Origin of the sequence: Halobaculum rubrum (genome assembly GCF_019880225.1) — an archaeon.
Lineage (GTDB): Archaea > Halobacteriota > Halobacteria > Halobacteriales > Haloferacaceae > Halobaculum > Halobaculum rubrum.
Genome location: NZ_CP082284.1, coordinates 343,608 through 357,050, shown reverse-complemented (window position 1 = coordinate 357,050; position 13,443 = coordinate 343,608). Strand labels below are relative to the sequence as shown.

Annotated in this window: 15 protein-coding genes; 12 read left to right on the top strand and 3 right to left on the bottom strand. The window is 70.2% G+C overall.

Translation table 11 applies throughout. From position 1 onward, the window contains the following. Positions 1-56 precede the first annotated feature (56 nt). Entirely contained in the window at positions 57-818 is a 762-nt protein-coding gene (locus K6T25_RS01885) for a VOC family protein (RefSeq protein ID WP_222916006.1), read from the top strand. Further along, entirely contained in the window at positions 815-1,363 is a 549-nt protein-coding gene (locus tag K6T25_RS01880; RefSeq protein WP_222916005.1) for a cupin domain-containing protein, read from the top strand. Before K6T25_RS01885 ends, K6T25_RS01880 begins: the two co-directional genes overlap by 4 nt. A gap of 45 nt (positions 1,364-1,408) precedes the next feature. On the opposite strand, the gene K6T25_RS01875 is transcribed toward K6T25_RS01880, so the two are convergent. Next, a complete protein-coding gene (locus tag K6T25_RS01875) occupies positions 1,409-1,699 on the bottom strand; it encodes a DUF5779 family protein (RefSeq protein ID WP_222916004.1) in 291 nt (96 codons plus the stop codon). A 369-nt stretch (positions 1,700-2,068) separates the two neighbouring features. Between K6T25_RS01875 and K6T25_RS01870 the strand changes: the two genes are divergently transcribed. The 8 genes from K6T25_RS01870 to K6T25_RS01835 all read left to right on the top strand — a co-directional run bounded on the left by K6T25_RS01870 (position 2,069) and on the right by K6T25_RS01835 (position 10,572). Next, positions 2,069-3,250, top strand: coding sequence for a LeuA family protein (locus tag K6T25_RS01870; protein WP_222917807.1), 1,182 nt, complete (start codon positions 2,069-2,071; stop codon positions 3,248-3,250). 333 nt (positions 3,251-3,583) lie between these two features. Then, entirely contained in the window at positions 3,584-5,428 is a 1,845-nt protein-coding gene (gene ilvB / locus K6T25_RS01865) for a biosynthetic-type acetolactate synthase large subunit (protein WP_222916002.1), read from the top strand. 146 nt (positions 5,429-5,574) lie between these two features. After that, positions 5,575-6,216 carry an acetolactate synthase small subunit gene (ilvN, locus tag K6T25_RS01860; RefSeq protein WP_225917866.1) on the top strand — a complete coding sequence of 214 codons (642 nt, stop codon included), beginning with the start codon at positions 5,575-5,577 and terminating at the stop codon, positions 6,214-6,216. A gap of 21 nt (positions 6,217-6,237) precedes the next feature. Then, positions 6,238-7,296, top strand: a complete 1,059-nt coding sequence (ilvC, locus tag K6T25_RS01855; protein WP_222915999.1) for a ketol-acid reductoisomerase — start codon at positions 6,238-6,240, stop codon at positions 7,294-7,296. Further along, a complete protein-coding gene (locus K6T25_RS01850) occupies positions 7,289-7,459 on the top strand; it encodes a DUF7989 family protein (RefSeq protein WP_222915997.1) in 171 nt (56 codons plus the stop codon). Before ilvC ends, K6T25_RS01850 begins: the two co-directional genes overlap by 8 nt. Continuing rightward, the gene (leuC, locus tag K6T25_RS01845) at positions 7,456-8,907 is read left to right on the top strand and encodes a 3-isopropylmalate dehydratase large subunit (RefSeq protein ID WP_222915996.1); all 1,452 of its coding nucleotides are present in this window, start codon (positions 7,456-7,458) and stop codon (positions 8,905-8,907) included. The genes K6T25_RS01850 and leuC overlap by 4 nt, the downstream gene beginning before the upstream one ends. Next, on the top strand, positions 8,904-9,560 hold the full coding sequence (locus K6T25_RS01840; protein ID WP_222915995.1) for a 3-isopropylmalate dehydratase small subunit: 657 nt from the start codon (positions 8,904-8,906) through the stop codon (positions 9,558-9,560). The genes leuC and K6T25_RS01840 overlap by 4 nt, the downstream gene beginning before the upstream one ends. Further along, on the top strand, positions 9,553-10,572 hold the full coding sequence (locus K6T25_RS01835; protein WP_222915993.1) for an isocitrate/isopropylmalate dehydrogenase family protein: 1,020 nt from the start codon (positions 9,553-9,555) through the stop codon (positions 10,570-10,572). The genes K6T25_RS01840 and K6T25_RS01835 overlap by 8 nt, the downstream gene beginning before the upstream one ends. A gap of 81 nt (positions 10,573-10,653) precedes the next feature. Here K6T25_RS01835 and K6T25_RS01830 read toward each other — a convergent pair whose 3' ends face one another. Next, a complete protein-coding gene (locus tag K6T25_RS01830; protein WP_222915992.1) occupies positions 10,654-11,109 on the bottom strand; it encodes a DUF5799 family protein in 456 nt (151 codons plus the stop codon). A 123-nt stretch (positions 11,110-11,232) separates the two neighbouring features. On the opposite strand from K6T25_RS01830, the gene K6T25_RS01825 reads away from it, so the two are divergent. Together K6T25_RS01825 and K6T25_RS01820 are read left to right on the top strand one after the other, a co-directional pair. After that, entirely contained in the window at positions 11,233-11,787 is a 555-nt protein-coding gene (locus tag K6T25_RS01825; RefSeq protein WP_225917865.1) for an NYN domain-containing protein, read from the top strand. Positions 11,788-11,875: 88 nt separating this feature from the next. Beyond that, complete coding sequence (locus K6T25_RS01820) at positions 11,876-12,274, top strand: universal stress protein (RefSeq protein WP_222915989.1); 399 nt, start codon at positions 11,876-11,878, stop codon at positions 12,272-12,274. A 130-nt stretch (positions 12,275-12,404) separates the two neighbouring features. On the opposite strand, the gene K6T25_RS01815 is transcribed toward K6T25_RS01820, so the two are convergent. Next, positions 12,405-13,400 (bottom strand): radical SAM protein, encoded by a 996-nt coding sequence (locus K6T25_RS01815; RefSeq protein WP_222915988.1) that lies wholly within the window; start codon positions 13,398-13,400, stop codon positions 12,405-12,407. Positions 13,401-13,443: the final 43 nt, after the last annotated feature.

Below are 13,443 nucleotides of genomic sequence, written 5' to 3'. Positions count from 1 at the left end.
GACGGTGACAGGAGCGCCGCGGGCTTAAGTGGGGTGCCGCCGGAGGAGCGGACGAGATGACGACGCGACCCGCGACGACGCAGCCGCGGCCGGCGCTCGCGTCGCTCGCGCTGGAGGTGACCGACCTCACGCGCGCGGCGACGTGGTACGCAGACACGTTCGGCCTGGTCCCGAGCCGTCGAACCGCCACCGAGTGCGCCTTCGACGTCGGCGGCACCGAGTTCGTGCTCCGCCGGCCGGACTCGGTTCCCCGGGGCGGCCTCCACACGCACTTCGCGTTCGAGGTGCCCGCCCGCGAGTACCCCGCCTGGCGCGCTCGCTCCCCCGACGCACCCGAGATCGACTTCGGCTCGTTCCGCTCGCTGTACCGCGAGGACGACGACGGTCACGCCCCCGAGATCGGCGGGACGGCCCCCGACGGGACGGGGACCGGCCTCGTGGGGATCTTCGAGGTCGTGCTGGAGGTGGCGAACGTCGACCTCGCGAGCGACTGCTGGTCGGCGCTGGGCTTCTCGGCGGTCGACCGCGGCGACGAGCGGCGACGGATCCGGATGCGCGGCCCCGCGGGGGCCGATCGGCAGTTCGACGTGGAGCTGTGGGAGCCCCAGTTGGGACTGGCGGGCGCTCGCGGCGGCGTCCACGTCGACTTGGCGCTCCGGGTACACGAACCCGCGGCCGTCGCGGAGCACGCCTACGGCGACCTCCCCTCGGTGACGGTTCGGGAGGCGCCCGACGGCTCGGTCGAGCTGTACGACCCGGACGGCCACCACCTCGTGTTGTTGCCTGCCGACGAGAGCACGGAATCGGAGGAGCCGTGACCGGGGACCGGTCCGGCGCGGCCGACGCCGACCCCGAGAGCCCCGCGGACGACTACCGCCACGTCGCGGTCGAGGACGTGCCGAACACGCCGAATCCGACGCGCGCGAAACGCGAACTGGACGAGGCGGTCGGCGCGTCGCTGTTCGGGTGTAACTACTACGAGGCCGACCCCGGCGAGCAGGTTCCGTGGGGGTACCACCGACATCCCGATCACGAGGAACTGTTCTACGTGCTCGCGGGCGAACTCGCGGTCGAGACGCCGGACGGGACGTACCGCGTCGGCGCCGACGAGGCGTTCTTCGTCCCCCGCGACGCGCCGAACCGGGCGGTCGCCGTCGGCGACGAACCGTGTCGGTTCCTCGCGGTCGGCGCCCCCAAGGACGCCGACGGCGCGGTGATCAGCGAGGACTGTCCCGCATGCGGGGCGGAGACAGATCGGGGATACGAGGTCGAGAACGTCGGCTCGGGCGCCGACCCGGGGGTGGAGGAGTACGTGCTCGTGTGTGCCGACTGCGGCGCCGAGACCGACCGCTTCTCGGGGTAGCCGTCGAGGAGTTCGGAGGGCTCAGAGGCGAAAAGAGGAGGGCGCTCAGCTCAGCTTCTCGGTGTCGACGGCGACGCCCGGCGGGGAGACGACGAGGAAGCCCCGGAAGTGGGTCAGCTCCCCGCCCATGTCCTTCACCTCACGCGCGAAGCCGGCGGCCCGCTCGTTGAGGTCGCCGTCGACGGCGAGCACGAGCACGTTGCCGTACTCCACGTTGCGCACCCAGTGCTCGGGCTCGGTCTCCCCGTCGAGCACCCCGAGGACCACGTCCCCCACCGTCCCCTCCGACTCGATCATCTCCTCGGCGTCGCTGAGGTCGAGCCCGAAATCGCTCATAGCGCGCCAGAGGACGCGTCCGCCCAAAAGCGTTCGGTCCGTGGCCCGACGGGCGTCGGACCGCCCCGACTCCGCCGGACGACGGCTCGCAGCTCACGGAGTACGGCGTGCCTCGCCTCCGGAGCCGACGCGATCCTGCCCGAACGTCAATACCATGTGTATTAGGGAATACTAAGAATTGTATCCGGCGGGTAGTCGGCGCAGTCGTTCGATTATGCGTGACTGAACCGTTCATGATGGGTTTCCGTGGCGGCGTCGATCTGTCTGACCACAACGCTTTACAATCGGTTCTCCTCTTCGGACTGATGATGTCCCATAACCAGGACTCGTCGGTAACCAGTCCGGCGGAACGAGTTCTTCCAGGGCACACTGAGTGCAACTGACGAGTTCGATTCTGTCCGCATCTTCGACACGACGCTTCGCGACGGCGAGCAGTCGCCGCGCACGTCGTTCGACTACGAGGAGAAACGGGAGATAGCCGCGGCGCTCGACGACCTGGGCGTGTCCGTCATCGAGGCGGGGTTCCCGGTCAACTCCGACGCGGAGTTCGAGGCCGTCAAGGATATCGCGGAGTCGACCGACACGACCGTCTGCGGGCTCGCCCGCGTGGTCGAGAAGGACATCCAGGCCGCCATCGACTCGGGGGTCGGGATGATCCACACGTTCGTCTCCACGAGCGACGTGCAGATCGAAGACTCGATGCACGCCACCCGCGAGGAGGTGAAACAGCGGGCGGTCGAGGCCGTCGAGATGGCCGAGGAGTCGGGCGCGGAGGTGATGTTCTCCCCGATGGACGCCACCCGCACCCAGGAGTCGTTCCTGGTCGAGGTGATCGAGGCCGTCGACGAGGTCGGCGTCGACTGGATCAACATCCCCGACACCTGCGGGGTGGCGACCCCGCGCCGCTTCGGCGACCTGATCGAGGTCGTGACCGAGCACACCGACGCCGGCGTCGACGTCCACACCCACGACGACTTCGGGTTGGCTGGCGCGAACGCGCTGGCCGGCGTCGAGGCGGGCGCCCACCAGATGCAGGTGTCGGTCAACGGCATCGGCGAGCGTGCCGGCAACGCCGCGCTCGAGGAGGTCGTCATGGCCGCCGAGTCGCTGTACAACGCCGACACCGGCGTCGACACGACGAAGATCACCGAGGTGTCGCGCATGGTCGAACAGGCCAGCGACATCGGGGTGCCGCCGAACAAGCCCGTGGTGGGGCGCAACGCCTTCAGCCACGAGTCCGGCATCCACGCCGCCGGCGTCATCGAGAACAGCGACACGTTCGAGCCGGGGGTCATGACTCCGGAGATGGTCGGCGCGACCCGCGAGCTGGTGATGGGGAAACACACCGGCACCCACTCGGTCCGCGAGCGGCTGACCGACGCCGGCTTCGACCCCACCGAGTCGGAGGTACGCGCCATCACCCGCCGCGTGAAGGACGCCGGCGCCGAGGGGCGCGTGACGATGTCCGACGTACGGCGGTTCGCCCGCGAGGAGGGCGTCGCCGAGATGGACGACTCCGAGGAGGAGGCCGAGCGGGAGGCGCGCGTCTGACCGGGCCGCGGGCGCGACGCCGGCGAACGGGGACGGCGTCGTCGCCGGGGTGCAATCGTTGCCACCCGCGTCACGCTTATACGCGCCGCGCCGAAATCGACGGCGAGATGACGACGCGACCCGCGCCGACCGCCGTTCGCTCGGCAGCCGCCGAGCGCGTCGTCGCCCTTCTCGCCGGGATCGCGGGTATCGTAGGGGCGTAAGCGCCCCCACATCACCCACCCCCGACCCACGTACCGACGACCGCCCGAGACACGTATCGACGGCGACCGACCAGCGATCAGCGATCACCGACCGCGAACGAATGACACACACGGACCGAGGACACCGACGATGAACGAGCCAGCGACCCCCGACGCCGCGTCGCCCGAGGAGGGCGACCCGGAGGGGCGAACCGACGACGAACGAGAGCGATCCGAACCGACGGACGGCACGGACACGGCCGAGGAGGAAGCCGCGGCACGCGAGGAGGCCGCGACGCGCGAGCCCGGCTCGGGCGCGGCGGCGGTCGTCGCCGCGCTCGAGGCCGCCGGCGTGGAGACCGCCTTCGGCGTGCAGGGCGGGGCGATCATGCCCGTGTACGACGCGCTGTCGGCGTCGACGGTCGACCACGTGACGATGGCCCACGAGCAGGGCGCCGTCCACGCCGCCGACGCCTACGGCATCGTCCGGGGCGACCCGGGCGTCTGCATGGCGACCTCCGGGCCGGGGGCGACGAACCTCGTCACGGGCATCGCCGACGCGTCGATGGACTCGGACGCGATGCTCGCGCTGACGGGACAGGTGCCCTCCGACATGGTCGGCTCCGACGCCTTCCAGGAGACCGACACCGTCGGCGTCACCGCGCCCATCACGAAGCACAACTACTTCGCCAACGACTCCGACGAGGTCGGCCGCACGGTCGGCGAGGCGTTCGCGCTCGCGAACACCGGCCGCCCGGGACCGACGCTGGTCGACCTACCGAAGGACGTCACCTTCGGCGAGACCGACCGGCCGGTCGGCGAGCCGACCGCGCCCGACCGCGCCGTTCCCGACCTCGAGGCCGACGAGGAACAGGTCGAGGCGGCCGCGCGAGCGATTCAGACCGCCGAGCGCCCCCTCTGTCTGTTCGGCGGCGGCGTGATCAAAGGCGACGCGACCGAGCAGGCGCGGGCGTTCGCCCGCGAGTTCGAGATCCCGGTCGTGACGACGATGCCCGGCATCGGGAGCTTCCCGGAAGACGACGACCTGTGTCTCTCGTGGGCGGGCATGCACGGCACCGGCTACGCCAACATGGCGATCACGCACACCGACTGTCTCATTGCGGTCGGGACGCGCTTCGACGACCGCCTCACCGGCGGCGTCGACACGTTCGCCCCCGAGGCGGAGGTCGTCCACGTCGACATCGACCCCGCCGAGATCTCGAAGAACGTCCACGCGGACTACCCGGTCGTCGGCGACGCCGCGACCGTCATCGACCAGCTCGACGCCGCTATCGGCTACGGCGACGCCCCCGACACCGAGTCGTGGCGCGCCCAGTGCGACGAGTGGCGCGAGCGGTACCCGATGGACTACGCCATCGACCCCGACGAGCCGGTGAAGCCCCAGTTCGTCGTCGAGGCGTTCGACGCCGCGATGGACGACGACGCGTACGTGACCACCGGCGTCGGCCAACACCAGATGTGGGCCGCCCAGTACTGGACGTTCACCACGCCGCGCACCTTCGTCTCCTCGCACGGCCTGGGGACGATGGGGTACGGCTTGCCCGGCGCCATCGGCGCCCGCGTCGCGGCCGACGACGACCGCGAGGTGATCAGCTTCGAGGGCGACGGGTCGTTCCTGATGACGATTCAGGAGCTGTCGGTCGCCGTCCGCGAGCATCTCGACATCACCGTCGTCGTGCTCAACAACGAGTACATCGGGATGGTCCGGCAGTGGCAGGACGCCTTCTTCGAGGGCAACCACATGGCCTCCCAGTACGACTGGATGCCGGAGTTCGACACGCTCGCGGAGGCGTTCGGCGCGAAGGGCTTCCGCATCGACGAGTACGACGACGTGGAGGAGGTCGTCGAGGCGGCGCTCGCGTACGACGGCCCCTCGGTCGTCGACGCCCACATCGACCCCGAGGAGAACGTCTACCCGATGGTCGCCAGCGGCGCGGCGAACGGGCAGTTCGCGCTCGCGGAGGACCAGCTATGAGCCGCGAGGTCGAGGGAGAGCATTCGGGCGACGAGACCGACCCCTCCGCCGAGGAACCCACCACCGACGGCGGCACCGACCATCCGGCCGAGTCGCCGATCGCGGAACACGCCCGCCCCGCCGGCGGCGACGCGCCGGACACGGGGATGGCGGGACCGACGCCCGAGGAGCGCCCGCACCCGACGGGACGTCGCGACGAACACGGCGTCCGCAAGGAGCCCGACCACGGCCCGGAGCCGACGCGCCGGGCGACCGTCTCCGCGCTCGTCGAGGACGAACCCGGCGTGCTCGCGCGCGCCGCGGGACTGTTCCGCCGGCGACAGTTCAACATCGAGAGCCTGACCGTCGGCCCGACGACTGTCGAGGGCCACTCGCGGATCACGCTGGTCGTCGAGGAGACGGAAGCGGGCATCGAGCAGGCGAAAAAGCAGCTCGCGAAGCTCACGCCCGTCATCGCGGTGGGCGAACTGAGCGGGGACGCCGTCGCCGCCGAACTCGTGTTGCTGAAGGTTCGCGGCGAGGAGCCCGACAAGGTCCACGCGATCACCTCGATGTACGACGGGCAGACGCTCGACGCCGGGCCGCGCACCATCACGGTGCAGATCACCGGCGACGAGACCACGATCGACGACGCGATCGACGCGTTCGACCAGTTCGGCATCATCGAGATCGCCCGGACCGGCCAAACCGCGCTGGAGCGCGGTGACTCCCCGACGACGCCCGGCGAGGAGCCGGGGCACTCGGCGGGCTCGACCGACGACGACGAGTTCACGAACTACGACGACTGAGACACTTCACACACCACAACGATGACAGACTCCGATTCCACCTTCGACACCGAGGTATACTACGACGACGACGCGGACCGCTCGCGGATCGACGACAAGACCGTGGCCGTGCTCGGCTACGGCAGCCAGGGCCACGCCCACGCGCAGAACCTGCACGACAGCGGCGTCGACGTGATCGTCGGCCTGCGGGAGGACTCCTCCTCGCGCGCGGCCGCCGAGCGCGACGGCCTGCGCGTCGAGACCCCCGCCGCCGCCGCCGCCGAGGCGGACATCGTCTCCGTGCTCGTCCCCGACACCGTCCAGCCGGCCGTCTACGAGGCGATCGAGGACGGCATCGAGCCGGGCGACACCCTCCAGTTCGCGCACGGCTTCAACATCCACTACAACCAGATCGTCCCGAAGGAGGGCGTCGACGTGACGATGGTCGCGCCGAAGTCGCCGGGACACCTCGTGCGGCGCAACTACGAGGCCGGCGAGGGGACGCCCGGGCTGCTGGCGGTGTACCAGAACGAGACGGGCGAGGCCCGAGAGGAGGGACTCGCGTACGCCCACGCCATCGGCTGCACCCGTGCGGGCGTCGTCGAGACCACCTTCCGCGAGGAGACCGAGACGGACCTGTTCGGCGAGCAGGCGGTGCTGTGCGGCGGCGTCACCTCGCTCGTGAAGCAGGGGTACGAGACGCTCGTCGACGCGGGCTACTCCCGCGAGATGGCGTACTTCGAGTGTCTGAACGAGCTGAAGCTCATCGTCGACCTGATGTACGAGGGCGGGCTCGGCGAGATGTGGGACTCGGTGTCCGACACCGCCGAGTACGGCGGGCTCGTCAAGGGCGACGCGGTCGTCGACGAGCACGCCCGCGAGAACATGGAGGCGGTGCTGGAGGCGGTGCAGGACGGCACCTTCGCCCGCGAGTGGATCGCCGAGAACCAGGCCGGCCGTCCCTCCTACACACAGCTTCGCGAGGCCGAGAAGAACCACGACATCGAGGACGTGGGCGAGGACCTGCGCGCGCTGTTCGCGTGGGACGAGGAGACCGAAGCCGACGACGAGGAGAGGACCGAGGTCCGCGCCGATGACTGAGGACCGCGACCGGACCGCCGAGACCGACGGCGGCCGCCACGGCGACACCGTCGCCGACGTGGACCACGAGCCGCCCGAGGGCGCCGCCGACCCGAACGCGGTGTGGGAGCGGGGCGAGGAGTCGCCCGCCGCCGAGACCGACGACGACGGCGAGCGACGATGAGCGAGGGAACGCTGTACGACAAGGTGTGGGAACGGCACAAGGTCGCGGACCTGCCGAACGGACAGGACCAGCTGTTCATCGGCCTCCACCTCGTCCACGAAGTGACGAGCCCGCAGGCGTTCGGAATGCTGCGCGAGCGCGACATGGCGGTCGCGTTTCCGGATCGGACCGTCGCGACGACCGACCACATCGTCCCGACGACGAGGGAGGGTCGCGAGCGCCCGCTCGCGGACGAGCGCGCCGAGGAGATGCTCTCCCATCTGGAGCACAACACCGAGGAGGCGGGCATCCGCTTCTTCGGCCTCGACGACGACCGCCAGGGCATCGCCCACGTCGTCGGTCCGGAGCTGGGCTTCGTCCAGCCGGGCATGACCGTCGTCTGCGGCGACAGCCACACCTCGACCCACGGCGCCTTCGGCGCCATCGGGATGGGGATCGGCACCAGCCAGATCCGCGACGTGTTCGCCACCGGCTCCATCTCGGCCGACAAGAAGGCCGTCCGGCGCGTCGAGGTCACCGGCGAGCTCGGCGACGGCGTCGGCGCCAAGGACGTGATCCTCCACGTGATCCGCGAGCTCGGCGTCGACGGCGGCGTCGGCCACGTGTACGAGTACGGCGGCGAGGCGATCCGGAGCCTCGACATGGAGGGCCGCCTCGCGGTGTGCAACATGTCCATCGAGGGCGGCGCCCGCGCGGGCTACATCAACCCCGACGAGACCACCTACGAGTACCTGAAGGGACGCGAGTTCGCCCCCGAGGGCGAGGCGTTCGAGGAACGCAAGGAGTACTGGGAGTCCATCCGCTCGGACGAGGACGCCCAGTACGACGACTGGGTCGAGGTCGACGCCGACGACCTCGCGCCGCAGGTATCGTGGGGTACCAACCCCGAGCAGGTCGTGGGCGTCGACGAACCCGTCCCCGAGCCGAGCGAGACGCGCGACCCCGACGCGGCCGAATCCGCACAGGCCCACACCGAGGTCAGGCCCGGCGAGACGATGGAGGGCCACGAGGTCGACGTGGCGTTCCTCGGCACCTGCACGAACGGCCGCGTCGCCGACTTCCGCGAGGCCGCCCGCGTGCTGGAGGGCCGCGAGGTCGCCGACGACGTGCGCGCGCTCGCGGTGCCGGGCTCCGGGACCGTGAAGCGGACGCTGGAGGCCGAGGGCATCGATCAGGTGTTCAAGGACGCCGGCTTCCAGTGGCGCGAGGCCGGCTGTTCGATGTGTCTGGCGATGAACGACGACGCGCTGGAGGGCGACGAGGTCTGTGCGTCCTCCTCGAACCGCAACTACGTCGGTCGTCAGGGCAGTACCGAGGGACGTACCCACCTGATGTCGCCCGCGATGGTCGCCGCCGCGGCCGTCGAGGGCGCCGTGACCGACGTGCGCGCGTTCGACACCGCCGACGAGGCCGGTGAGTCGGTCGCCGACGCGGAGGTGGACGGATGAGCGGAAACGGCGACGCGCCCGGGAGCGCCGGCGACGACGCGCCAGAGACGGACGAGGCGGCGGTGCCCGCGATCCGGCGCGTCGCCGGCACGGGCGTCCCGCTGCGGGGCGATGACATCGACACCGACCAGATCCTCCCCGCGCGCTTCCTGAAGGCGGTCACGTTCGACGACATGGGCGAGTACGCCTTCTACGATCAGCGCCGCGACGAAGCGGGCGAGTTGAACGACCACCCGTTCAACGAGTTCCAGGGCGCGAACGTCCTCGCGGTCAACGACAACTTCGGCTGCGGCTCCTCCCGGGAGCACGCCCCGCAGGGGCTGATGCGCTGGGGCGTCGAGGCCATCGTCGGCGAGTCGTTCGCGGAGATCTTCCAGGACAACTGCAAGTCCCTGGGGATCGCGACGCTCGCGGTCGACCACGAGGACGCCGTCGACCTGCAGGACTTCATCGAGGCGAACCCCGACGCGGGCATCGAGGTCGACGTGCGCGCGGAGACCGTCCGCTACGACGGAACGGCCGTCGAGGGCGAGGTGCCCGACGCGATGCGCGAGGCCCTGCTGGAGGGTATCTGGGACACGACCGCGGTGATGCGGACGAACCTCGACCGCGCGACGGAGGTCAACGACAGCCTCCCGTACACCGATGACTGAGGCGGGATCCGGCGGCGCCGACGCGGACGACGACGCTCCCCCCGAGATCGCGGTCATCGAGGGCGACGGTATCGGCCGCGAGGTCGTCCCGGCCGCCGTCGAGGTGCTGGAGACGGTCGGCGACTACGCGTTCGCCGAGGCCGAGGCGGGCGACGCCACGCTCGACGAGACGGGCGAGGCGCTGCCCGCGGAGACGTACGAGCTCGCCGCCAGCGCGGATGCAACGCTGTTCGGCGCCGCCGGCGAGTCGGCCGCGGACGTGATCCTCCCGCTGCGGGAGGCCGTCGGCTCGTTCGTCAACATCCGGCCGGCACGGGCGTACCCCGGCGTCGACGCGCTCCGGCCGGAGACGGATCTGGTCTTCCTCCGGGAGAACACCGAGGGGGTGTACGCGGGCCACGAGGACCGGCTCACCGACGACGTGTCGACGCTGACGCGCGTCGTCACCGAGTCGGCCTCGCGACGGCTCGGCGAGTTCGCCTGCGAGTACGTCGAGGAACGAGGCAAGGACGGCTTCACCGTCGCGCACAAGGCGAACGTGATGCGCGAAACCGACGGGCTGTTCCGCGACACGGTGCTCGCGACGGCCGATGAGGCGGGCGTCGACGCCGACACCGTCCTCATGGACGCGTTCGCGACGCGCGTGTGTCTCGACCCCGAGCAGTTCGACGTGATCGTCTGCCCGAACCTCGCGGGCGACGTCCTTTCTGACCTCGCGGCCGGACTGGTCGGCGGGCTCGGACTGCTGCCCTCCGCGAACGTCGGGCCCGAGCGCGGCCTGTTCGAGCCGGTTCACGGCACCGCGCCGGACATCGCCGGCGAGGGTGTCGCGAACCCCTCGGCGACGATCCTCTCGGCGGCGATGCTCGTCGAGTCGCTCGGCGACGACGACGCTGCCGCGGAGATTCGTTCGGCCGTCGAGGGCGTCCTCGCTGACGGTCCGCGTACGCCCGATCTGGGCGGCGAGGCGACGACGCGGGAGGTGACCGACGCGGTGCTGGCGCGGCTGTAGCGGTCGGGGGCGGCGTTCCGTCCGCGACGTGGACGGCCCCCTCGGACGAACCGAGGACCCGTCCTCGTACGCGAGGTGAACCTACTCCTGATACGCGAGCCGGACCTGCTCGAACTTCCCCTTCGATTCCAGGTGACGCTGAAGCTCGTCGGCGTACTCCTGGGTGAGTCGCTCCGCCGCCTCGAGCTTCTGTTCGTCGACGCCGCCGCCGCCCCCGGCGCCGAAGACGGCGTCCTTGATGTCGGAGACGATCTCCCCGAACGCGCCGCCCGAGGAGCCGCCGTCCGAGCCGCCGCCGGCCATCGCGCCCATCTGCTGGGAGATGTTGTCCAACTCGGGCATGATCTGCGGCAGCTTCGAGGTGTCGGCGACGATCCGGGCCTCCTCGGAGTCGTCGGCGTCCTCGATCTCGAACTCGACGGCGGTCATGATCAGTCCCCACTCCTGATTCGAGAACTCCGACGCCCGGATCCGGTCGGTGAACTCGCGGTCCACGGTCATCCGCTCGCCGACGATCGCGTCGGTCCAGTTGCTCATACCCGTCCGATCGCGGGCGGCGGGTATGTCGGTTTCCCTCGCGCCGGCGAGTGACAGACACGCCGGCGGGGCGGGAACCGGAACGCGTATCGCCCGCCGTCCGTTCCCCTCGCCATGGGACTGCTGGATCGCGTCTTCGGACCGGGCGCAGCCGGCGGCGACGCCGGCGCGACAGACGAGCGGGCCGCCGCCCACGCCCGGACGGCCGGTCCGCGCGGCCCGTGGCACGACGCCGACGGCGACCCCGCGGCGCCGCGGGGCGTCGCGCTGTTCGTCGACGGCCCGAACGTCTTTCGCGAGGAGTTCGAGGTGGACTTCGCCGACCTGCGGGCGGCGGCGACGCGCGAGGACGACCACGACGGGGGTCTCGTCACCGCGCGGCTCTACCTCGACGAGCACGCCACGCCGGGGCTCATTCAGGCGGCCGAGGCCAACGGCTTTCAGGTGATCACCACCAGCGGCGACGTGGACGTGAAGCTCGCCGTCGACGTGGCGTCGTTCGCGGCCGAGCGGCGCGCGGCGACGGTCGCGATCGCCTCCCGCGACACGGACTTCAAGCCCGCGCTGGAGGTCGCCAACGAGTACGGGCTGGGGACGCTCGCGATCGCGCCTGGAAGCTACGGGCGATCGGACGCGCTGCGTCGGAGCGCGGACGACGCGGTGACGCTCGGGGAGTGACGGCTCCGAAGGTGGGTGGAACTCCGACGCGGCCATCCCCTCCGAAACCACCCGTACGCATATGTTCCTTCATTATCAATTAGTACGTATGAAGCACGTCCTGCTGGCTCTCGACGAGAGCGACGACCGCGCGGTCGCCCAGGCGGAGACGGTTCGCGACCTGTTCGACACGGAGCACACCACCGCGCACCTGTTACACGACTTCACGGACAACTTCGAGGGGGCGTCCGTCGGGCAGATAGCCGCCGTCCGACACGCGGCGAACATTCTCGAGGACGCCGGGATCGCCGTGGAGTACCACGAGACGAGCGGGAGCCCCTCGACGTCGATCATCGAGGCCGCGGACGAACTGGACGTCGATGCCATTACCATCGCCGGACGCGAGCGCTCGAAGGCCGGAAAGGTGCTGTTCGGGAGCGTCTCTCAGGAGGTCATTCTCGGGACGGACCGGCCGGTCCTCGTTTGCAGTCGACGAACCGAGGAGTGACCGGGGGACGGTCCTCACGGCCCGGTTGCACCGTCGGACGTCCGTCGCCCCGGCCGGCGCCCTCGAACGCCGTCCCGTACGGGCGACATCCATCGCCGTCCCGTAGCCTTCACTGGAGCGGTCGTCCCGGCTACGCCAGCGGCGTCCGCTCGACGACCGTGCCGTCGTAGGTGGGGTACTGCTCGACGACCTCGCCGTCGTCGAGGTCGCCAGCCTCGATCATCTCCTCCAGCAGCCACCACGCGACCTCGACGTGCTCGGACTTGACGCTGTAGAACTCGTCGGGGACCTCCAGCCGCTCGAAGCGCTCGGGCTCGGTGTACGTCTTCCCGTACACGAGGGTGCCGTCGTCGGTCACCTCGTCGAACGGGCGCCGGAGGTTGCGCGCCATCCGCTTGAGGCGGTTGCGGTGCTGGGCGGCGTCCTTGAACACGGAGGTGCAGAAGTACACCTTCTCGTGGTCGCCCATCACGTCGAGGATCGCCTCCTTCGAGCCGTCGACTGCGGACATGTGCCCCTCCTGCAGCTCGAACCCCTGTTCTTGCATCCGGCGGTAGTTCCCGTCGGACATCTCGAACTCGTTGATGTTACAGAAGTCGGCGGCGCCCTCGTCGAGGAACTCGAGGAACTCCTCCTCCGCGCGGATACCGGGGATCTCGAACGCCGGCGTCAGGCCCTCCTCGCGGGCGACGTACAGGATGTCCTCCCACTCGGTGCCGTGGAGGTCGCCCCACTGCTCGACGGGCGGGTGAAAACGGATCTCGTCGAGCCCGGCCTCCGACAGACGGCGCATGTTCTCGCGCCCGCCCGGGATACCGGTGTAGAGGTGCGTGTGGTGGTCCTCGCCGAACTCGTCTTTGAGCAGCCGGAGGTACCGAGTCGTCTTCTCCATCGCCTCCTGGGGCTCGCCGCCGGTGATGGAGGTGCCCAGCGCCGACATGCGCTTGGCCTCCTCGATCACGTCCTCGTCGGACTCGACGAGGCGCTCGTTGGCGTACACGTCGGTGACGTTCTTCCGGTTCTCCCCGAGCGGACAGTAGAAGCAGTCGCGCTGGTCGCAGTAGCCGTACACGAACAGCACCATCTTCCCGCCCTTGGAGCACTGTTCACAGCCCTTCGAGATCATTCAGTACACGACGTACCCGTCCGAGCGTCAAAAGCGGTGCGAT

Excerpts from the sequence above, each read along its gene's own strand:
- K6T25_RS01830 (WP_222915992.1), bottom strand. The coding sequence starts at position 11,109 with ATGAGCAACTGGACCGACGCGATCGTCGGCGAGCGGATGACCGTGGAC.
- leuC (WP_222915996.1), top strand. The coding sequence starts at position 7,456 with ATGAGCGAGGGAACGCTGTACGACAAGGTGTGGGAACGGCACAAGGTC.
- K6T25_RS01835 (WP_222915993.1), top strand. The coding sequence starts at position 9,553 with ATGACTGAGGCGGGATCCGGCGGCGCCGACGCGGACGACGACGCTCCC.
- K6T25_RS01815 (WP_222915988.1), bottom strand. The coding sequence starts at position 13,400 with ATGATCTCGAAGGGCTGTGAACAGTGCTCCAAGGGCGGGAAGATGGTG.
- K6T25_RS01850 (WP_222915997.1), top strand. The coding sequence starts at position 7,289 with ATGACTGAGGACCGCGACCGGACCGCCGAGACCGACGGCGGCCGCCAC.
- K6T25_RS01840 (WP_222915995.1), top strand. The coding sequence starts at position 8,904 with ATGAGCGGAAACGGCGACGCGCCCGGGAGCGCCGGCGACGACGCGCCA.
- ilvC (WP_222915999.1), top strand. The coding sequence starts at position 6,238 with ATGACAGACTCCGATTCCACCTTCGACACCGAGGTATACTACGACGAC.
- ilvB (WP_222916002.1), top strand. The coding sequence starts at position 3,584 with ATGAACGAGCCAGCGACCCCCGACGCCGCGTCGCCCGAGGAGGGCGAC.
- K6T25_RS01820 (WP_222915989.1), top strand. The coding sequence starts at position 11,876 with ATGAAGCACGTCCTGCTGGCTCTCGACGAGAGCGACGACCGCGCGGTC.
- ilvN (WP_225917866.1), top strand. The coding sequence starts at position 5,575 with ATGGCGGGACCGACGCCCGAGGAGCGCCCGCACCCGACGGGACGTCGC.
- K6T25_RS01875 (WP_222916004.1), bottom strand. The coding sequence starts at position 1,699 with ATGAGCGATTTCGGGCTCGACCTCAGCGACGCCGAGGAGATGATCGAG.
- K6T25_RS01885 (WP_222916006.1), top strand. The coding sequence starts at position 57 with ATGACGACGCGACCCGCGACGACGCAGCCGCGGCCGGCGCTCGCGTCG.